Source organism: Shewanella sp. MF05913, from assembly GCF_059758095.1.
Genome location: NZ_JCAYNT010000002.1, coordinates 1 through 20223, shown reverse-complemented (window position 1 = coordinate 20223; position 20223 = coordinate 1). Strand labels below are relative to the sequence as shown.

15 protein-coding genes and 1 pseudogene are annotated in these 20223 nt (G+C 41.5%); 4 read left to right on the top strand and 12 right to left on the bottom strand.

Going from position 1 to position 20223, the window contains the following annotated elements; all coding sequences use genetic code 11:
* Positions 1-2388, bottom strand: coding sequence for a PilZ domain-containing protein (locus AC19MV_RS03510; RefSeq protein WP_498305822.1), 2388 nt, complete (start codon positions 2386-2388; stop codon positions 1-3).
* Between the two features lie 462 nt (positions 2389-2850).
* Between AC19MV_RS03510 and radA the strand changes: the two genes are divergently transcribed.
* A complete protein-coding gene (gene radA, locus AC19MV_RS03505) occupies positions 2851-4230 on the top strand; it encodes a DNA repair protein RadA (protein WP_432399008.1) in 1380 nt (459 codons plus the stop codon).
* Positions 4231-4314: 84 nt separating this feature from the next.
* Here the strand turns inward: radA and AC19MV_RS03500 are convergent, their stop codons facing one another.
* The 4 genes from AC19MV_RS03500 to ubiU form a co-directional block, all read right to left on the bottom strand.
* Positions 4315-4680 carry a PilZ domain-containing protein gene (locus tag AC19MV_RS03500; protein WP_432399006.1) on the bottom strand — a complete coding sequence of 122 codons (366 nt, stop codon included), beginning with the start codon at positions 4678-4680 and terminating at the stop codon, positions 4315-4317.
* A 170-nt stretch (positions 4681-4850) separates the two neighbouring features.
* On the bottom strand, positions 4851-6128 hold the full coding sequence (locus tag AC19MV_RS03495) for a YjiH family protein (RefSeq protein WP_498306239.1): 1278 nt from the start codon (positions 6126-6128) through the stop codon (positions 4851-4853).
* Between the two features lie 459 nt (positions 6129-6587).
* Positions 6588-7517 (bottom strand): U32 family peptidase, encoded by a 930-nt coding sequence (locus tag AC19MV_RS03490; RefSeq protein ID WP_498305821.1) that lies wholly within the window; start codon positions 7515-7517, stop codon positions 6588-6590.
* 8 nt (positions 7518-7525) lie between these two features.
* Positions 7526-8527: a ubiquinone anaerobic biosynthesis protein UbiU gene (ubiU, locus tag AC19MV_RS03485; protein ID WP_432399004.1), complete on the bottom strand. Its 1002-nt coding sequence runs from the start codon at positions 8525-8527 to the stop codon at positions 7526-7528.
* 140 nt (positions 8528-8667) lie between these two features.
* On the opposite strand from ubiU, the gene ubiT reads away from it, so the two are divergent.
* The gene (ubiT, locus tag AC19MV_RS03480; protein WP_498305820.1) at positions 8668-9174 is read left to right on the top strand and encodes a ubiquinone anaerobic biosynthesis accessory factor UbiT; all 507 of its coding nucleotides are present in this window, start codon (positions 8668-8670) and stop codon (positions 9172-9174) included.
* Between the two features lie 98 nt (positions 9175-9272).
* Here the strand turns inward: ubiT and AC19MV_RS03475 are convergent, their stop codons facing one another.
* Both AC19MV_RS03475 and trhP read right to left on the bottom strand, forming a co-directional pair.
* Positions 9273-9521: a YfhL family 4Fe-4S dicluster ferredoxin gene (locus tag AC19MV_RS03475; RefSeq protein WP_160055203.1), complete on the bottom strand. Its 249-nt coding sequence runs from the start codon at positions 9519-9521 to the stop codon at positions 9273-9275.
* A gap of 6 nt (positions 9522-9527) precedes the next feature.
* A complete protein-coding gene (trhP, locus tag AC19MV_RS03470) occupies positions 9528-10892 on the bottom strand; it encodes a prephenate-dependent tRNA uridine(34) hydroxylase TrhP (protein WP_498305819.1) in 1365 nt (454 codons plus the stop codon).
* Between the two features lie 249 nt (positions 10893-11141).
* Between trhP and AC19MV_RS03465 the strand changes: the two genes are divergently transcribed.
* Together AC19MV_RS03465 and AC19MV_RS03460 are read left to right on the top strand one after the other, a co-directional pair.
* Positions 11142-11984: an HDOD domain-containing protein gene (locus AC19MV_RS03465; RefSeq protein WP_432399001.1), complete on the top strand. Its 843-nt coding sequence runs from the start codon at positions 11142-11144 to the stop codon at positions 11982-11984.
* A gap of 157 nt (positions 11985-12141) precedes the next feature.
* On the top strand, positions 12142-13620 hold the full coding sequence (locus tag AC19MV_RS03460; RefSeq protein ID WP_498305818.1) for a putative bifunctional diguanylate cyclase/phosphodiesterase: 1479 nt from the start codon (positions 12142-12144) through the stop codon (positions 13618-13620).
* A 24-nt stretch (positions 13621-13644) separates the two neighbouring features.
* Here the strand turns inward: AC19MV_RS03460 and AC19MV_RS03455 are convergent, their stop codons facing one another.
* The 5 genes and pseudogenes from AC19MV_RS03455 to AC19MV_RS03435 all read right to left on the bottom strand — a co-directional run.
* A complete protein-coding gene (locus tag AC19MV_RS03455) occupies positions 13645-14085 on the bottom strand; it encodes a thioesterase family protein (RefSeq protein ID WP_432398999.1) in 441 nt (146 codons plus the stop codon).
* 19 nt (positions 14086-14104) lie between these two features.
* Positions 14105-14920 (bottom strand): substrate-binding periplasmic protein, encoded by an 816-nt coding sequence (locus tag AC19MV_RS03450; RefSeq protein WP_498305817.1) that lies wholly within the window; start codon positions 14918-14920, stop codon positions 14105-14107.
* A gap of 133 nt (positions 14921-15053) precedes the next feature.
* Positions 15054-18866: an EAL domain-containing protein gene (locus AC19MV_RS03445; RefSeq protein ID WP_498305816.1), complete on the bottom strand. Its 3813-nt coding sequence runs from the start codon at positions 18864-18866 to the stop codon at positions 15054-15056.
* A gap of 119 nt (positions 18867-18985) precedes the next feature.
* Positions 18986-19459: a LabA-like NYN domain-containing protein gene (locus AC19MV_RS03440; RefSeq protein WP_432398996.1), complete on the bottom strand. Its 474-nt coding sequence runs from the start codon at positions 19457-19459 to the stop codon at positions 18986-18988.
* Positions 19460-19475: 16 nt separating this feature from the next.
* Positions 19476-20102 (bottom strand): annotated as a pseudogene (locus AC19MV_RS03435) (efflux RND transporter permease subunit); the annotation flags it as partial.
* Positions 20103-20223 lie beyond the last annotated feature (121 nt).

The following is a 20223-nucleotide window of genomic DNA, read 5'->3' as shown; positions in this document are numbered from 1 at the left end:
TTAAGCGTTAGTGGCCACAATACCAGGGTAACGTATTTCTACTTCAGCTGTAATATCAAGCAACTCACCCGCGCCAATGACTTTCCAAAGCTGTTCTTCTAGCTGTTTTGCACGGTGATTGGCATGAATGTTGATGTATTCTAGTTCGCGGCGGATATAACTCATGTCGGGTTTATCAGTGGCGCCACGATATACTCGTAGTGCCATAAATCGGCCAACTTTTTTACTTTGTTGAATAAATTGTATTTGATTGTCTCTGCCACCCAGTTCCGATTTGAGTATACATTTTATTTGCACTGCCCCTCTAGGCTGGCGTACTAGCTGTATAAACACTTCAAAAAAGTCCATGTCGTGACTGGCTTTCATTGCTTTAATCGGATCAATAATTTGCTGTTTTAAGACATTATTATCCAATAATGGCATTAGGTTATACAACAGTACCTGGTCTGTGTCTTGGGCAAATAAATGGCTAATTTCATCTGTAGTGGTCCCAATACCTATATAGGCCATTTGCGCTGATTTTACTGTTTTTTCAATAAAATAAGGCACACCTGGTAATTGGCGCATGAACAGATTTTTTAATCCGTCTGCCAGTTCTTTTAGCTGTCCTTCATTGTCTGATAATTGTTCGAGTTTTTGTTTGTTATGTGCAATCAACTTATTTAAAAACTCAACACCTTCATGAGGTGCATGGCCAATCAATGCACTTAAATGCAGAGTCAGGCCATTCATACGGCTGCGTATTAATTGATAAGGTAAGTTAGATAAATTGGTTTTACCGGCAGCAGCTTGGAGCCGCGGGAAAGATAATGTCACTTGAGCCGGTTCTGTAAAGTCTAGAGCTTGCTCTAAAATCACTTGTAAACCACGGCTCGAGATATCGTGAGTAATCCCGGTGGCTTTTTTATCACCTTGCTGGACTGTCACTGAGGTTTTAAAAGCAAAACGGGCTTCATGGCGTCGCTCGCTAAAAGGCATCGACACTTTTTTGATACTGTGATTTTTGATCTTTGCTTGAGCAAAAATCTTTAAACCATTGGCATCAGCTTTATTAAACCAGCTTTGGTAATCTCTACGTGCTTCTTCATTGGTCAAATCAATCAGCTGTAAAGTATGGCTAAATTGTGCCAGTTGCTGCTCGGTTAATGCGTTATAACGAGCATCATCACCAGGGAGGGTTGAGGTTTTATAGTTTTTATTATGATCAATGGGTTGAGCGATTAATTTAAATACCCGCCAGCTGGCTTTCGAAGAGGCAAACCCAAGAAATAAGTTAAGATTTTTAGTGGCTTTTAACTCAGCTAATGTCGCCGAATAATAATGTAATTTACCCTGAGCATTATGCGTAAAGCTAAAAAACAGATTATGGTCGCTGTCAGCCGTGTTTTTAAGCACCTGAGTCAAACGTCGAGTATTGATAAAACTCGGTAATTGGCTGACTTCATTTTCATCTTGAAAGTAATGTTGTATGGGTTGATTACCACGCCCAAGCAACTCATAAGTAATGTGCGGTACTTCTTCCTTTATACTGACATATAAGGGTAAATGAGTTAATAAAGGTAAATAATGGCGCTCATAGCCTAAACCCTTAGCAGTAACAATGACATCGTTCACATCGACTTTATAGCGGAATTTATAACTGCGAATCACCATAGTGATCACTTTGTCGAGTGCTTTTCCATCACCTAGGCGTTTAAGCCTCAAAATGGCGTTACCGTCTTTATTTTGGATGTCGACTATTTGATAATCAACGCCATGTTGAATCTCATCAACAAAAAACTCTTCATTCAATTCGAGTAATTTGAGTTTAATCGGCTTGTCTTGATCTAAATGATGCTTTAATGGCAATTTTATCCGGGCACCGCCGACAGACAAATCGAGGGTTACGCCATTGATTTCACTTAAACCAGGCTGAGTCACTGATATGCGGATACTGTAATTCATTCGCTCTTCACAGCGATTAAAATAGCTCCCAAGGACTACACCAGGCACAAGGTAAGGATTGACTTCGTTTGTAGCCTCTTCTGGTAAGATATTTCTCAGCTTTAAGCGTCGCAGTTTATGCGCTTTAACGACGTGTTCGTAAACCCCAAGCGTGTATTTATTACGGTATAACGGAAGTGCGTTGATTAACGATTCTTTTGCGGGCTCATCAAGAAAATGTCGCTGGTTAGCGATGACGACTTCTTCGCAGGGGAGTTCAGTTTTGTCACGTAAATCGATAACTCGGGTGCATTGTGATGAAATACGGTTAAGCTCCATTTTCAATAGAAAACGGGTGGAATTTGATTCATCAACGGTAAGCTGCTCAAAAATTTCCTGAAAATCAGGTTCCATTATTAGCGGCTTAAGTTGTTCAATTAATGCACTGTGATTATCTAAACTCATTTATATTATCGTTTTATTGGGCTTATTGTGAGTCTGGCTGATGTTTTATCGGCTAGAAAGTGCTGTTCTTTATGATATTAACCATAATTATTCATTACCAATCCATTATAGGTACGTTAATATGGTGAGGCTGTAAATTAATTAGCAGAGTGTATTTACCGCTAATTAACAATCAGTGTGAACAAGATTGTAATAATTGGCAAGGTTCAAGATTAATATCGTTGTTATTTATCTCATTTTATTAACTTATTTAACCAGTCATCCTCGCGTTTGTCTATGTTCACTTGTATGTGTTGAATCAATAAATCAATTTTGTTCCTATCGGTTTATTGAGTGTCGGTTACAAGCGTACTCGCACTAGTTCGGTCATTCACATCGATCCCAGCATTAGCGCTAACATGAGTGCTTTTGGTAAAATAACACCGATAACCGATTTTTATTGAGAAAATGGTAGGAAATAGCATGGCTAAAGCTCCAAAAATGGCATTTGTATGTGACGATTGTGGCATGGATTATCCGCGTTGGCAGGGACAATGTCGTTGTGGTGCCTGGAATACCTTGGTTGAAGTCCGCCTCTCTAGCGCTAAAACGGCGGCGTCTCGTCCTGCTGTATTAGGTTATGCTGGCGCTGCTGGCGGCGGTGCTAAAAAGCTTAATGAGGTCGAGTCTGTTGAAGCCGAAAAAAGGCTCACGGGAATTGGCGAGTTAGACAGAGTATTGAGTGGTGGACTCACTACTGGCTCTGTGAATATTATTTCAGGTGATCCTGGCGCAGGTAAAACGACTTTATTGTCAGATCTCGTCGCACGCATGTCTCAGTCTACCGCATCGTTATATTGTACCGCTGAAGAATCATTGTCTCAGTTTAAAAACCGCGTCAATCGTTTAAAGCTTAACTATAACGAAGATAATTTATACTTATTGTCTGAAACCAGTGTTGAATCCATCATTGAAGAATTAGAAGCGAAGCAAATTAAGTTTGCGGTTATTGACTCGATTCAAGCCGTGGTTACTGAAAACGCCAATGGCAGCCCTGGTTCGCCTTCGCAAGTTAAAACTGCTGCTCAAGCATTTACGCAATATTGTAAAAAAAATAACGTCACCATGTTCATTATTGCTCATGTGAATAAAAATAACGAAATCGCCGGGCCACAAACCTTGGTGCACATTGTTGATTCGTTATTGCACATCGATACCAATGACGGTCAAATTCGTACCTTAAGAGCGAACAAAAACCGTTTTGGCGACGTCGATACTGTGGGCATTTTCCGCATGAGCGAACGCGGTATGCTCAGTGTCGATAATCCGAGTGAGATATTTTTGTCAGGCTCAACCACTGAATCGCCAGGTTCAACGATCACATGTATTCGTAAAGGTAATCGTAATTTATTACTAGAGATTCAATGCTTAACCACCGAGACCGAGTCTGAGTTTCCACAGCGTGTGTGTGTGGGATTGAATATGAACCGGATTAAAATGTTAACGGGCATTTTGCGTAAACACACCAAGACCAAGATTTTTCATGATACTTTTTTTAATATCGTGGGTGGTTTGAAAATCGATGAGTCTGAAACCTGCATCGACTTGGCATTAGTCACGGCGTTACTCAGCAGTTTAAATGATTTTGTTATCCCTCGAACCACCTGCATTATGGGGGAGCTGAGTTTAAATGGCGATGTTAGGCCTATTGACAGTGGCGTGCCCAGAGTGAAAGAAGCTGCACAACATGGTTTTACTGAGATTTTCATTCCATTTCGTAATTACCATAAATCGATGGAAGGCTTGGGGGCTAAAATTACTCCGGTTAAAACGATCCACGAGTTACTTGAATTGATTAATTAATGCTATGAGTCGGCAGAGCAATTGAAACAAAAATGGCAAACCAGATTGGTTTGCCATTTTTTAGTACTAAAGCTGTATACGTTGCTACGGCGTTGGGGTTACGAGTGAATTAAGCTCTCGGTCCAATAGCTCTGCATCACCCATATTCAATTCAATAATGCGGCGTAAATGGCTGATACTTTCAACGTCGATATGAACACATTTGAGCCCGAGATGTTCTGGGGTTTTATGAACGATTGCCGCTTGCATTTGCAGCTCAATATCGGAGTCTGGCAGCACAAATGCCAAGGTCACAATGGTATTAAGTTGTCCGGTATAACCTGACGGTAATTCCACCAAAGCCCCATTAAGGCTCAAGTCTAAAATTTTTGTACGCCAAGTTTGTTCTGTTTGCTCTATATGAGCACTAGCAGCAAATAAAATACGAGAAAACTTACGTCTGTCGTCCATGGGTTACCCTTAATGCATTGAGTGGCAACGGGATACAGTCCGCAACCATTGAGTCTATTGTTATTGTTTAAGCATACTCGATTTTCAATTTTTTCGCTGGGTTTTTAAGCTAAAAAAAGGAGCGCATTGCGCTCCTTATGGGATGGGTCACAAATATGGCCAGTCTTGCTTTAGATGAGTAAATGACCCATTAGCGCGATAATTGGCAGTGTAACCAATGTACGCAGGATAAAGATAACAAATAGCTCAAAAAAGTTAACCGGGATTTTACTACCGATTAAGAGTGCACCGACTTCGCTCATGTAAATTAACTGAGTCACAGATAACGCCGCAATCACAAAGCGGGTTAAATCAGATTCTATTGAACTGGCTAGGATAGAAGGGATAAACATATCCGCAAAACCAACGACAATTGTCTTTGAAGCTTCGTTGGCTTCCGGTATTTGCAGTAGCTCTAGCAAAGGAATAAAAGGCATACCCAGGTAGTTAAAGATTGGTGTGTGCTCTGCAAGTACGAGTGCCACAGTGCCAATTGCCATTACGACGGGGATGACGCCAAATATCATGTCGACAACGTTTTTAATCCCTTCTACTAATACGTGCTTTACGCCACCAGCAGTAGAAGCCCGCTGCATAGCTTGTTCAAAACCCCAAGAGAATACCCCGTGGTTTTCTGGCACGCTTTCGTCATCTTCATGACGTGGGGTATTATCGATATAGGTGTCTTTCTTCCACGACAATGGTGGTAATTTAGGCACGATAACGGCGGCAACAATACCTGCTAAACAGACGGTAAGGTAAAAAGGCACAAACAAGTGCTCAAGCTTAACTTGTGAGATCACCACTAGGCTGAAGGTGATAGATACCGCAGAGAAGGTTGTGCCTATAACCGCAGCTTCTCTTTCAGTATAAAAACGCGTTTCATACTGTTTATTAGTCATTAAAATGCCGACGCTGCCGTCACCTAACCAAGAAGCCATACAATCGATAGCGCTTCGACCTGGCAAGTTAAAAATCGGACGCATTACTTTAGTGAGTAATGTGCCAAAAAACTCAAGTAAGCCGAAATTTAACAATAGCGGTAACAACATGCCGGCAAAAATAAACACCGAAAATAAAACAGGAACTAAGTCGTTGAGTACTAGGCCGCCAGTCGCTGAAGATGTGATCATTTCAGGACCCACTTGCAAATACACCATCACAATGAATATGGCGCCCAATATACGCGTCGCTAACCAAAATAAATTAACGTTAAGTAAGGTGCGTAAAAAGTGATTTTTGCGAATAAACTGGGGATTAATAATACGTGTCAGTAAAGAGGCTATCGCCATCAATACGACAATACCCGCAACAATTAGCTGAATAGAACTGCCCATTCCAGATTGTAGCGCTTTAGAAATAATCGCAATTGGAATGGTGATAGCGCCATCAATACTGATAGGCGTCATAAACAGTAACAGACCAATCAAGGATGGGATAATAAAGGTCAGTATTGTTTTAATATTATGTTTTTTGTGTGTCACGTTAAATACACCTTACGTATGTGCTTTAAAGTGGCTCTCTGTGCAAGGCCACTGTGATTAATGGACGATAAGTGAATGTCCATTCAGCTGTACTTTTTAGGGAGGCAAGGTTACCCCCTTATTTGTGCTATGTAAAATGATAACTGAGACGAATAGATATTAGTTAAATGTGGGTAGATATACGTGTTGATGATCACGTATCAGTCTTAATGAATAGGCAAAGTAATGAGCGATAGTCTCGCTGTCATTCGATTTTTAACGTTTTGATGTGGTCGCGATAAAAAGGATTTTGCACTGTTGTGATTGATATCGCGACATTGCAAAATCATTCGTAAGAAAAGTTTCACATCCAATGCCAACCTGTTGTCATTGGATGTGATGTGATTATTCTGCTGGAGTAGAGGGGGCGGAAAAGTTCATTCCCGGCAGCCCAAACCAATATCCATTACAATGATGAGCATTGGTATTTAAAAGCTCAAATTGTGTCAGCTCGTCTTGCAATGTTGCATTATCATTTGGCTGAGCCTGATTAAGTAAGGTGGCTAAGGTATTTCCTAAGGCAACATCGGCTAATTTATTCGGTGATATGCGCCAGTAATCGACACCCATGTTGATCATTTGTGGGATCTGGCTGATAAGATCCACTTGCGCCGCAGATTGGGTTTGAATGCCATTTAATCTCAATAAGGGCTGCGACTCCTGTGTTTGGGCCAGCAATCCCTTACTGTGTCGCTGACATATGGTTTGGCATTTATCTTTAGGCAATTGATAGTGCTTTGCGGTAAAGCAACGAGCAGAGTGCGCTAATGGCATATAGCCGTGGCCTAATACTTCAATTTCATATTGCAACTGACTGCCTGAGTCGATAACAGCTTGCAGCCAATCTTTTGATAATTCGCAAGGCATTACAAAGCGGTACATGCCTTTTTGATGTAATAAATCTAAGCTTGCACGGTTGTAATTATTGATTGTTGGCCCACATACAAAGGGTATTTTAGCCTGATGGGCATAATACACTCCCGCCATATCGTTGGCTTCAATACTAAAATCACCATTATTGATTGCACGTTTTAATTCATTGAGTTCAGATTGCGCTTCGACTAACGCCATCGTCGACAATACCACGTGTTTACCATGGGCTTTGAGCATGTGAGCTAAAGCCAAATAATCAGCAAACTTGAGTTCTCGGCGACGGTTACAGACCGTTTCGCCTAGGTATACGGTATCAATATTGCTGTTTGCGACGTGTTGATAAAATTGCTCAACATCCGCTTTAGACCAGCAATAACTTATTGGTGCAAGAGATATTTTCATCGTAACCCTTATTGCCATTGGCGCTCGTAAGCACCTAATGTTGTAATTTGTCCTTCTGACACTTTGGCTAATGCCTGTGACCATTGAGGTTGCTCGGCAAACGATGTCGGTGATGCTAAATAAGTATCAATGGCACTGCGCCAGACCTGAGTCACTTGGCTTACATAGGCCGGACTCCTTTGACGCCCTTCAATTTTTAATGACGTAATGCCTGCTTGGGCCAGTTCGGGTAACAGACTCAGGGTGTTTAAGCTGGTGGGTGATTCAAGTAAGTATTTGGCATCTTGATCGTATTGAGCTACATAACGACCTTTACACACGACGGGATAGCCTAATTGCTGGCTGGCATCTGCTTTGTCGATTAACACATCGTTTAATCGGGTTAATTTGTCGCTGCCACTGTCTTGCCAACGTACATGATTAGCAGGCGAGCACGAACCACCAGTATTGGGTGACTGACCTGTCACATAGGATGATAAGTGGCAACGTCCTTCAGCCATGATACATAAACTGCCAAAGGCGAAGACTTCAAGTTCGACAGGGCTCACTTTTGCTAAATCTCTGACTTGTTTTATCGATAACACTCGAGGCAAGACTGCGCGCTCTATGTTAAATGCTTCTTTATAAAACGATAACGCGCCTAAGTTGGTGGCACTCGCTTGCACAGATAAGTGTAAAGGCAAATGCGGATGATGTTGATGGGCGTAACTTAATAATGATAAATCAGCCACGATTAACGCATCCATATTGAGTTGCGCTGCTAAATCAACCGCCTGATACCAACGTTGTTCATGCCCAGGTTTAGGGAAAGTATTTAAGGTTAAAAAAACTTTACGGCCTTGGCTATGAGCCAGTTGAGTTGCTTGGGCCAGTTGTGGCGCCGAAAAATTTAAACCTGCGAATGAACGCGCGTTGGTGTCATCTTTAAGTCCTAGGTACACCGCATCGGCACCAGCATTTAAGGCTGCTTTTAGCGAGGCTAAATTACCTGCTGGGCATAAGAGTTCCATGTTGATGTGCTCATTATTTTTGAAGAACAGGAGTGTAAATGTGATTGAGTTAACATGAATTGATTTAAAACAGGTTTCGTTGGATAAATTGCCAGTAAACTAGCTTGCTAAATCGATCTCTTTGCAGGTAGGAACCTTTAATGGCTCAAGCATTTCAACAACGTTTATCGGCACACATTTTACATTTTGCACCACAGATGAGCCGTCGCTCATTAGCGATAGTCCCTACAAAAATAAAAATGACGATTATCACTCAAATGCTTAATCTAGTGCTTGCTGAGCAAGTGAATTCGGGTGAATTGGCATTTTTAAACGATAAATCAGTCGGTATTTGTATCGATGATATTGATTTGCAGTTTCAAGTCGGAATGCATAATAAGTTGCTGGTACAGCCGTTGAGTCATCCGAATGTTATTTTCAGTGCAAACGTGCCTGAGTTATTGTTAGTGGTAGCCGGGAAAGAAGATCCTGACACTCTATTTTTCCAACGTAAATTACGCATTGAAGGTGACACTGAACTTGGGCTCGAAGTGAAAAATATATTGCTGTCGATTGAACTTGATTCACTGCCGGCTCCAGTGAATATCGCAGTAAATAAATTGGCTCAAATTTTACAAACGTTAACGTCGACAAAAGAGAATGGTTAATGATTGTTATTCTATTTTAACGAGATTAGATATAGAGAGAACTCAAACGGCGGCAATGCGCCGTTTAAGTTACGAAAGCTGTAGTGGATTTTTTGTGTTTACTTGCCCGTAATGGCTGCATATTTAATTAACAGCTCATCTTGTGACTCAACATGCAAAGGGTCTGGGTCAATACAATCGATAGGGCAAACCGATACGCAGGTGGGTTTATCGTAATGCCCCACGCATTCTGTACACAATGCCGGATCAATTTCATACACTTCTTCACCCATGGTAATCGCCTCATTGGGGCATTCGGGTTCACACATGTCGCAATTGATACAGCTATCGTCAATGATTAATGCCATATAGGGTTAACCTGGTTGATGAGGGTTTCGGGTATCAACTCCCTCAGGTAAATTACGCATTAGCATTGCCTTTTCGACATCGATATTCATTGGGATAGGCATAAAGACAAAGTGTCCCGAGCCTAGCGCGGCTTCGATGGGTTGGTTTTTGCGATTCACTAATGATTCAATAGTGATAACAAAATTACCTTCGGTTGTCATTACTTCAACGCTGTCGCCCACCGAAAACTTGTTTTTAACATCTATTTCAGCAAAGCCTTGCTCATTACGTTTGCCGGTAAACTCGCCTACAAATTGCTGGCTATTACTCACAGAATGACCGTACTGATAATTTTGATACTCATCATGCACATGACGGCGTAAAAAACCTTCGGTGTAGCCTCGATGCGCTAAACCTTCAAGGTTACTCATTAGCGTGCGATCAAAATCTTTACCTGCAGCGGCATCTTCAATGGCTTGGCGGTATAATTGTGCGGTACGCGCGACATAGTAAAATGACTTAGTGCGGCCTTCAATTTTTAACGAGTCGATGCCCATACGGGTTAATCGGTCAACATGTTGAATGGCACGTAAATCTTTAGAGTTCATAATGTAGGTGCCGTGCTCATCTTCAAAAGCCGGCATGTATTCACCAGGACGACCTGCTTCTTGCAATAACACTATCTCACTACTTGGCTCGCCAGCGCCTAACGTTGGTGTTGCTATTTGTACTTCAGCAGGCATGGCTATCACATCGCCTGTTTCAGTTTGCTGTGCAGGGTGTACGTCATATTTCCAGCGACAAGCATTAGTGCATGTGCCTTGATTAGGGTCGCGTTTATTAATATAACCAGATAACAAACAGCGGCCTGAATAAGCCATGCATAGCGCCCCATGAACAAATACTTCAAGTTCAATATCTGGACAACGTTGGCGAATTTCTTCTATTTCATCTAACGATAATTCACGCGATAAAATAACCCGTTTAATCCCTTGTTGTTGCCAAAATTTTACCGAAGCCCAGTTAATGGCATTAGCCTGAACAGATAAATGCACCACTTGCTCAGGAAACGATTCACGTACCATCATAATCAGGCCTGGATCAGACATGATGACCGCATCAGGTTTCATGGCTATTACTGGTTCCATGTCTTTTATATAGGTTTTGAGTTTAGCGTTGTGTGGTGAGATATTGCTCACCACATAAAGTTTTTTACCTAATGCATGCGCCTCTTCAATCCCTGTAGCGAGGTTTTCCATTTTAAAGTCATTATTTCTCACCCTTAAGCTATAACGAGGTTGGCCGGCATATACCGCATCAGCACCATAAGCGAAGGCATAGCGCATGTTTTTTAATGTGCCAGCAGGGGATAATAATTCAGGTTTAAACATAGTTTTCTCGGTTTACAACAGGGTTAGCATCTTTAGGGGGCGAAAGCTTACTTAAGGACATTAGTGGGTACAAATATAGGCTTGGGAAATGTGAAGTGGGTTGTACTTTTGTGGTTCTCGCCGTCATCCTTATCAATAAATATTCTAAAAAGCGTAATTAATTGGCTTGGTGGTTTTTGAGTCGTCGCAAATAATATGCGTTTGGGTATATAATCTTAGCATTAGTGAACATTATTTTATGGAGACCGCATGTCTACCGAACATCAACTCTTGGTTGGATTATTAAAGAAGCTTAAAGACGATGCGTTGGTGTTGCCAACATTGCCAGAAGTGGCCATGAGAGTGCAAGAGGTGGTGGCGCGTAAAGATTCCAGTCTCAAGCAGGTTGGTGATGTAATTGGCCAAGATGCAGCGATTTCAGCGCGTATTATTAAAGTGGCTAACAGTGCATTATATTCACGCGGTAACAAAGCCGAGAACATTAGCGCAGCCGTCAACCGTATTGGTTTAGTGCAAATTAAGTCTATTACCACTTCTGTGGCCATGGAGCAGTTGTTTATCTCTACCAATGAAATGGTGTGGGAAGTAATGGATGAAGTGTGGAAAACCTCCATTGAGGTGACGGCATCATCTTGCGCCATGTTAGAAATATACAACAAACGAAATCCCGGCAAGAAGTTAGATCGCGATACATTAACGCTTGCAGGCCTAGTCCATAACATTGGTGCCTTACCTGTCTTAACCGAAGCTGAAGTTCATCCTGAACTGTTTAGCAAAATCGATCAATTACGCAGTCTTGTGCGCAAAATGCAAGGCCCCATTGGTCGTGCGGTGCTTAAAACATGGGATTTTGCCCCAGAAGTGATGGAAGTGGTTGAACGTTGGGCTGACTTGCATTACATGCCAGAAAAAGTCACTTATTTAGACTTTATTCGCTCGGCTGCCTTTTACACTGGTGAATTGCGTGCGGGTGAAGAGTTAGATGAGCGTTTAGGTGTGTTTGCCGATAGAGGTTTGCCTGTAACGCCAGAAGACTTAGCCAGTGATGAGTTTATCGATATGTACCATTCGATTAAACAAAGTTACGAGTAAGCGTCATGCCTTGACCTAATTGACGGTATGTTCTGCCGTCAATTAGGTGGTTGCCTACTGTGTAAACAATCACAGCATAGCTCAAAGTAGCGTGGCTTGGAGAGATTATCCATTAGCCTATAATAATGAAGTAGCACTTATTAATGAAACATTTTAAATGAATAATTTGCTGACACTGATTGTGTTTATTGCGGTGATATTGAGTTGTATCGTCGGCGTTATTCATTGGCGACAGCAACGTGCGTTGCGGCAATTAACCCAAGCATTAGCGTTGCAAATACTTAATCAAGATACTTTTACCTTAGATACGTCATCCTCATCGTTAAAACCCCTCATTATCGCGCTTAAAAACTTTCATCAATCCAGTCTTTTTAGCACTGAACGAGACAAATTGACCGGCTTAACAAATCGCGTTGGATTTAAACGTAAAATGCTGGCAAAAATGCCTGTGTCTGAGGGCATGTTAGTGCTGGTGGACATTAAGCAGTTCCGGTTTGTGAATGACTTATTCGGCTTTTTGTTTGGCGACAAGCTGCTTAAAGCATTTTCAAAACGCATAGAGAATGTCGATAACAAACCGCAATTTATTGCCCGTATGAACGGCAATGAGTTTTTGTTATTTTTCCCGCAGGCTCTAACACTCGCGCAACTGGTCCAGCTAAAGCAGGATTTACAATTACCGTTTGAGATTGAACAACAGCCAATAAGTATCAAAATGCAGTTAGGAGTGTTGTCTTTAGCAGAACATCATGCCGATGTCAGTTTGATGTTAAGGCGCTTAGATTTAGCGCTTAAAAAAGCCAAAACCCTAAAACAACCGATTGCTTTTTATGATCATGATGATGATAAAGCTCGGCATCGAGAACTGCTGATCATTAATGGTTTACCCAAGGGATTAAAGCTCAATCAATTATTTATGGTGTTTCAGCCCAAACTTGATATTCAAAGTGGCCAGTGCCAACAAGTTGAGGCGTTAATTCGCTGGCAGCATGAAGGGTTAGGGTTAATATCACCCAATGAATTTATCCCTTTAGCAGAACAAACGGGCATGATTGATCTGTTAAGTACCTGGGTGTTAGATGCGGTTATTGCCCAGCAAGCCAAATGGCGAGAAAAGGGGATTTACGTTAAAGTCGCCCTTAACCTATCGTCCACCGATCTTGATAATCCTAATTTGGCGAACGATGTCGCTACTAAACTGGCGCAGTATTTAGTCCCTGCTGAATGCATTATGATTGAAATCACTGAAAGTGCCTTGATGGTGTCGTTAGAGCAAACCATTATTACCCTCAATCAATTACGTGATATCGGCGTAAAAATTGCCATTGATGACTTTGGTACAGGTCATTCATCGTTAGCGTATTTGCGTTTTTTACCTGTGGATGAAGTCAAAATAGATAAAGCGTTTTTAGATGAATTTGAAACCTCAAAAGCAGCAAAACAAATTGTAAAAACCAGTATAGAATTGGCAAAAAGTTTAGGGTTTGAGGTCACGGTAGAAGGGGTCGAATCTAAGTCGGTGTTAGAAACGTTACATGAGTTTGGTGTTGATACCATTCAAGGTGATTACTTTGCTAAACCCGCCACGGCAGATGAGTTTGAACATATCTATCCGCAATTAACGCATTCTCTATAACTGGCCTATCAGGAGCGCTTATCGTTAAGTGCTCGTCATCCCACTCGACAAGAGCGTAATCAATGATGGCGGCATAGGTGCGAGCTGTCGTTTTTGATTCATGCACACCATTTCGATGTTAGCGGTAACCGCTGCTTTGGTTGCGTTAGGGCGCCAAATAGATTGCTGCCAAACTGTGCGAAATTTACTTTCAAAATAAAATTGAGTACGAACCTCAATAATATCGGCAAACTCAACCCCGTCATGGCACACCATGTCAGTTCGATACACGGCAAAACCAAGTTGCTGTTGCTGCCATAAATCACTGAGTATTTCAGCGCCAATGACATGTTCCCGCGCTCGTTCAAAATACTTTAAAAAATTAGGGTGATAAACCACACCTGAAAAATCGGTATCTTCGTAGTAGATTTGTACTTTAAAAGTGTGGACCGGGCTGTATTGTGGTTTATTAGCAGTTGGGCTCATTTTGCAGTGACCTTAGGGCTTAGAAATCGAGTGGTACAAGTAACTTTTGATAGTGACCTTGTTGCTTTAATTGTTGTAAGCCTTTATCAAGCAGTAAGCTTAGCTCTGTAGCTTGTGGATTCTGTTTTGAAAATGCCACGAATATTTCACTGGTGTGATTCATAAACTGAGCGACAATATCTTGCTTAACACCCATTTGCTCAATATAAACATCGGCAACCATATCATACATAATGGCACCGTCTATTCGATTGACTAGCAGTAAATTAATCAATTGTCGTTGGCTATTTACCTTCACTATCTTTAATTGGCGTTGGTTTATTAGCTGCAGAAGCTCATCGCCATATTCGTAACCGTCGATAATGCCTATCACACTACCCAATGGTAATTGCCATTTGTCTTTAGCGATGACTGTTTGTGTTTTGGCGAAAAAAAAGGATGCGTTTACTGTGAATAATGGCTCGTTGCCGAAAACAAATCGCTCTTGTGTGCTTTGTTCTTTGGTGACATTAAACACGCCATCAACGGTACCGCGCTCGGTCATGATGAGCCCGCGTGTATAGGGAACCACAATGGTTGAAGCTTCTACATTGACTTGTTTAAAAGCGTGTTGGATAAGGTTGTGAGATATACCGCTACCAAATTCGTCGGCAAATGGCGGCCAACCATCTTCGGCGGCTAAGGTGATTTTTATCGGTTCAGCCATCGCGTTATGAGTCATCATACTGGCGCAAAAAATGGCAAGTAAACAAAACATTACTTGAGTATAAATCCGCGTAAAATAACGCGTAAAGTTAGTTTCAAGTAGGTTTTTTGAACAACCGATAAACAACATGTAATCCTTTTTGACTGGCCCTAATTTTACGGGCGATGATAACACCTTTTATCTCCAAAGTGATATGCACTGCGTTAAGGCGTTTCTATGTTGTGCGACTGGGTTGCCCGCGTGTAAGCGAGCATATTAACCGTTATGGATACGCCGCTTCGAGCTCGTCGTTCATGATGCTGCTTTGTTGCAATAAATTTTGGGTGCCCGCTGAGTTAAGTGCTGGACTGAATAAAAAGCCTTGTACTATTTTACATTGGTAGTGCTTTAGTTTTATTAATTGAGCATGGGTTTCTACCCCTTCTGCGACCACGTCTAATTTTAGTTCATGCCCTAGCTTTATGATGCTTTTTAATACGATATTACTGGTTTCTCTTGGAAGCATTGAGTTGATGAAGGCTTTATCAATTTTTAAAGTATCGATAGGAAACTGAGTCAGATAGTTAAGTGATGAATAGCCTTTGCCAAAATCATCGAGTGCAATACGCACTTTGAGCTGTTTTAACTGGAATAACACCGCCTTGGCGGCTTTGATGTCTTTAATTAATAACGACTCGGTAATTTCAAGTTCTAGCATATGAGCCGGAAATTGGCTTTGCTGTAAAATGGCCGCTATATCGGCCACTATACTGGGTTGAGACAATTGCAATGGCGAAATATTGACTGAAATATTACCGTGTAAAATACCTTGTTGATACCATTGATAACCTTGCTGACACGCTTGTGCTAATACCCATAAACCAATGTCGATAATTAACCCACTGTCTTCTGCCTCATCAATAAAGCGACTAGGCGAAATCATCCCGTTCGTTGGGTGGTTCCATCGTAATAGCGCTTCAAGTCCCAAAATCCTGCTGGTGCTGACGCAGCATTTTGGTTGATAAAACACACTGAGTTGATTGTCTGGCAAGGCATTATTTAACTGATTTTTAATCAACAGCCTCTCTAAAAGTGCAGTAGAAAGTTTTTCATTAAAGAAATAACTGCCATTTCGACCATTTTGTTTAGCCGCGTACATCGCCGTGTCGGCGTGTTTTAATAATGTTTTAGCGTCAGAGCCGTCACTTGGGTAGCAAGCTACTCCAATACTGGCTGAGCTGTTGAGCCAATATTGATTAATTTGATAGCCAGCGTTAAGGGCCATTCTGATCCGTTCGATGATGTTGACTAAATCTTGATTAACCTCATTTTCAACTGGTTCGTATTCTATGATAAGTGCAAATTCATCCCCCCCTAAACGAGCCAGCACATCTTGTTGTTTTAAACAGTGTTGTAAGCGTTTACTGACCTGGATAATTAGCTCATCGCCAATATCGTGTCCCATAGAATCATTCACTTCTTTAAAATGATCTAAATCGATAAAGACAACTGCTGCTGTCTTTTGTGGATCGTTAATGAGTAAGGCTAATTGCTGATTGAAGTTAAATCGATTTGCAAGTCCAGTCAGGCTGTCATAATTAGCTCTACTGCTGAGTTCTTTAATTTGTTTAATGCGCGATAAAATAAACAGTATAACAATCAATAAAATGATCATTGCCGATGCAATTAACGCGTAATACCACCATGCTTTATTAACCGTAAAGGCAAATTCAGCTTGTTGTGGACTCCATATGCCATCGCTGTTAGTGCTTTGAACTTTAAAGATATAATCACCTGCAGCAAGGTTAGTGTACATTGCATTAGGTTGTTGAGTGGTAATCCAATCCTGGTCAAATCCGGCTAACATAAATCGGTAAATATTACGTTCTGGTGCGGTAAAATCGAGAGAGGCAAAAGAGAATTGGATCATATTGTTGTCGTAATCGACACTGGGCGGTGCAATGACCTTGTTAGTGTTACCGTAAGTGTAAGCTTTATTAGCTATTTTAGCCGAAGTGATATGCACCGGAGCAATGAAGTGATTTTGGCTAATACGGTCGGTATCAACTTGTATCACCCCTTTATTACTGCCCAGTAATAGTTGAGTTTGCGTTAACTCAATCGCACCTTCATTAAAGGTTAAGTTTGTGTCATTAATGGCGCTAGGATAGTCGGTGATCTGCTTTGTTTGTATAACGTATTTGCTTAATACATGACGGCTGGTTAACCATAAATTACCTTTACCATCTCCGGTTACCGCTTTAATTCTATTGTCGGCTAACCCTTGCTTACGAGTAATATATTCAATGTGGTAAGGCTGTTCAGCGTTGGGTGTTGGGGTTATTTGGGCTAGCCCAAGGCCTTGAGTTGCTGCCCAGATATTGCCTTGTTCATCTTGATAAATGCCACCAATACGTATGTTTTCTCGCTCATTACCCAAGCTTAAATGTTCGGTTGTATCGGTTGAGGGATCAATAATAAAAATGCCACTGGTTGTCGCGAGCCACAAATCACCATTGTTGGCGATGATTGAATCAAAAGTAAAATTACCGCCTGAGGTGTAGAGGTTATTATTATCGTTAAAGTAATGCTTTAACAGCCCCTGTTTTGGATTAAATAGCATGACGCCAGCATCTAAATAACCCGTAACCCACACATTGCCTCGATTATCAGGGTTTACTGTGTAGAAGTCGGTATCAGGAAAACCATAAATATTGCCAGGTTTGTTACTAAAGTGACTCACTTGCTGAGTGTTATTGTCCAGGTAGCTCAAACCTTTGGAATGTGAAATCCACACATTGTCATTTTTGTCGGCTTTGACGTTCCAAATATTGCCTGATAATGCGTCATTGTGAGCAACGGTTAATGGTGACAGATTGACGGTTTGTTTTTGGGTGTCAATGTTATCAATACCACCGTCATTGGCTATCCATGCATGGCCTTGGGAATTGACAGATATGGCGTAAGTGTTGGCCCCAGAGAGTTCAGAGTCTGTTGCTAATGGTTTATAAATGCGACTCGGTTGTTTTAGTGGGCTGTAATAAGCAGCCCCTTGAGTGGTGGCAAACCAAACGAGCCCAGATGAATCAATAAACACATCATCGACAAAATTACTCGGGATAGTGTGTTCATTAAATGCTTGCGCTTGAACCAAGTCAAACAGGCCGGTTTTAACAGATAAGAGCGCAGCACCTTTGTCTGTACTTACCCATATATTGCTGTCTGTATCGATGGTAATGCTGGTGACATAATCACTTGGAATAGCGCCTATTTTCTTACTGTTTGCATATTGTTGGTATTCAGCTGATATTGGGTTGAATTGAACCAGTCCAAAGTGTTGGGTGCCTAGCCAAAGTTGACCTTTTGCGTCAACCTCGCTGGCGAGCACATAATCGCTAAATAACGTGGACGCCGCGGTGTTTTCGATTGCTGAAGTGGCTTTGCTGGCATCAAATAATCGCATGCTTCTTTGTTCAGGTTCGACAATGGCTAAACCGTAATCGGTTCCAAGCCATAATCGATTTTGTGCATCGGCAACGATACTGTAAATCGAGGTTTCAACCGCAATGTTTTGCTGATTTAGATATAAAGGAATGGAAATAAATTGGCTTGAATTAGGCTGCTTTAATTGTAAGCCACTGCCCGTACCGACCCACAGATTTTGCTCTGTGTCTTGATACATTTTCATTATCCAATTGGTGTTTTGGCTAAAGTGCTGTTGCGATAACGGGAAGTTTACGACCTCATCATCAAGGTTGAGTTGATTTAAACCGTCTTCGGTAGCAAACCAAATATTGCCCAGGTTGTCTTCGATAACATCGGTCACAAAGTTATTGGATATATGGTTTTTTGTGCCAGGTGAAAACTGAAAATTAACAAACTCTTGGCCATCATATCGGCTAACACCTGCATCGGTTGCAAACCACATAAAGCCATTTTGTTGCTGGTAAATCATGGTCACCATCGAAGAGGGGAGACCGTCGGCGACATTGAGTCGCTCGATTTGATATTGTTTGCCGTTAGCTTCTAAAACGAGTGTTAACGATAACAATAATCCTAAAAGGTAATGGGTTATTTTGTGAAAAGGGAAAAACATAACTGACCTTTTATAGAGTGATCATTGCTAGATGTAAGTCGTGACACAACCATACAGGATGAAATATTGTAAAAAACTGTCGGTAAGTTGTATATGAAATGCAGCTAATGATCAAATCATTAAAGCAATAATGTGCGGTCTATAGGGGTAAATTGTTGGCATTGGTCACTGAGCGATTTTGCGGTTAATCGCTCAACACTCATTACGTGGGTATAACACTGTGTACTTTGATTTATTTTTTTAAGGAGTAAATCAAAATCGCCATCGCCAGACAATAAAATAACCTCGTCTACTTCAGGCGCAATCTCCAGCATATCAATGGTGATGCCAACATCCCAATCACCTTTTGCTGAACCGTCACTGCGCTGAATATAAGGTTTGGTTTTTACGGTAAAGCCAATGTGTTTGAGGGCATCTTGAAATTTAATTTGGCCATCATCAGCAGGTGCAATGGCATATGCAATGGCATGGCTGATGTGGCCGCGTTGTGACAATTGTTGGTACAAGGCCCGGTAATTAAACGAGCGGCCAAAACCTTGTTTACAGGTGTAATAAATGTTTTGTACGTCTACAAATACTGCAAGGTTAGTCATTATTACACCTGTTTGATTAAGGCTGCTGCGCTTGTTGAGCGGCAATGGCGTCATTAAGTTGCGCTTCAACGTACCCTGGAGAGTGAGTTGAGGCTGAGATTAAGCGGTACATTGCTGGGATCACCAATAAGGTGACGAAAGTAGCAAATGCCATGCCGGAGAATATCACAGTTCCAACCGCAATTCGGCTTTCGCTACCTGCACCTGTTGACATGATTAACGGGATCGCACCAATTAAGGTGGTAAATGCGGTCATAAGAATAGGCCGTAAACGGCGTGCAGAAGCATCGATAATAGCGGTATCAAGTGGTAAACCTCTATCGCGTAATTGGTTGGCAAACTCGACAATTAAAATGCCGTTTTTGGTTACCATACCGATAAGCATGATCATCCCAATTTGGCTGTAAATATTCATGCCTTGATCTGTGAGAGCTAAGCCGATAAAACCACCAAAAATACCCATAGGTACGGTGAACATAACCACGGCTGGGTTAATGAAACTCTCGAACTGTGCAGCCAATACCAGGTAAGCAATCAGAAGTGCTAGGCCAAATACCACCAGTACACCCGATTGGTTTTCTTTAAAGTCTTTTGACTCACCGGTATAAGCAATGGAAATGTCGGTAGGCAATAAACTCAGGGCAAGATCACGAAGCTTTACCTTGACTTAAGTTTGTGATCTTATACTTCTTTTTAGTAAGAAGTGAGTTAACCCATGTCGCAACTACAGCTATTCAAGTACTTTTCGAACATTGATGACCCTC

What these genes read in the sequence shown, in the direction of transcription:
- AC19MV_RS03510 (WP_498305822.1), bottom strand. Translation starts at nt 2,388, where the DNA reads ATGAGTTTAGATAATCACAGTGCATTAATTGAACAACTTAAGCCGCTA.
- radA (WP_432399008.1), top strand. Translation starts at nt 2,851, where the DNA reads ATGGCTAAAGCTCCAAAAATGGCATTTGTATGTGACGATTGTGGCATG.
- AC19MV_RS03500 (WP_432399006.1), bottom strand. Translation starts at nt 4,680, where the DNA reads ATGGACGACAGACGTAAGTTTTCTCGTATTTTATTTGCTGCTAGTGCT.
- AC19MV_RS03495 (WP_498306239.1), bottom strand. Translation starts at nt 6,128, where the DNA reads ATGACGCCTATCAGTATTGATGGCGCTATCACCATTCCAATTGCGATT.
- AC19MV_RS03490 (WP_498305821.1), bottom strand. Translation starts at nt 7,517, where the DNA reads ATGAAAATATCTCTTGCACCAATAAGTTATTGCTGGTCTAAAGCGGAT.
- ubiU (WP_432399004.1), bottom strand. Translation starts at nt 8,527, where the DNA reads ATGGAACTCTTATGCCCAGCAGGTAATTTAGCCTCGCTAAAAGCAGCC.
- ubiT (WP_498305820.1), top strand. Translation starts at nt 8,668, where the DNA reads ATGGCTCAAGCATTTCAACAACGTTTATCGGCACACATTTTACATTTT.
- AC19MV_RS03475 (WP_160055203.1), bottom strand. Translation starts at nt 9,521, where the DNA reads ATGGCATTAATCATTGACGATAGCTGTATCAATTGCGACATGTGTGAA.
- trhP (WP_498305819.1), bottom strand. Translation starts at nt 10,892, where the DNA reads ATGTTTAAACCTGAATTATTATCCCCTGCTGGCACATTAAAAAACATG.
- AC19MV_RS03465 (WP_432399001.1), top strand. Translation starts at nt 11,142, where the DNA reads ATGTCTACCGAACATCAACTCTTGGTTGGATTATTAAAGAAGCTTAAA.
- AC19MV_RS03460 (WP_498305818.1), top strand. Translation starts at nt 12,142, where the DNA reads ATGAATAATTTGCTGACACTGATTGTGTTTATTGCGGTGATATTGAGT.
- AC19MV_RS03455 (WP_432398999.1), bottom strand. Translation starts at nt 14,085, where the DNA reads ATGAGCCCAACTGCTAATAAACCACAATACAGCCCGGTCCACACTTTT.
- AC19MV_RS03450 (WP_498305817.1), bottom strand. Translation starts at nt 14,920, where the DNA reads ATGTTGTTTATCGGTTGTTCAAAAAACCTACTTGAAACTAACTTTACG.
- AC19MV_RS03445 (WP_498305816.1), bottom strand. Translation starts at nt 18,866, where the DNA reads ATGTTTTTCCCTTTTCACAAAATAACCCATTACCTTTTAGGATTATTG.
- AC19MV_RS03440 (WP_432398996.1), bottom strand. Translation starts at nt 19,459, where the DNA reads ATGACTAACCTTGCAGTATTTGTAGACGTACAAAACATTTATTACACC.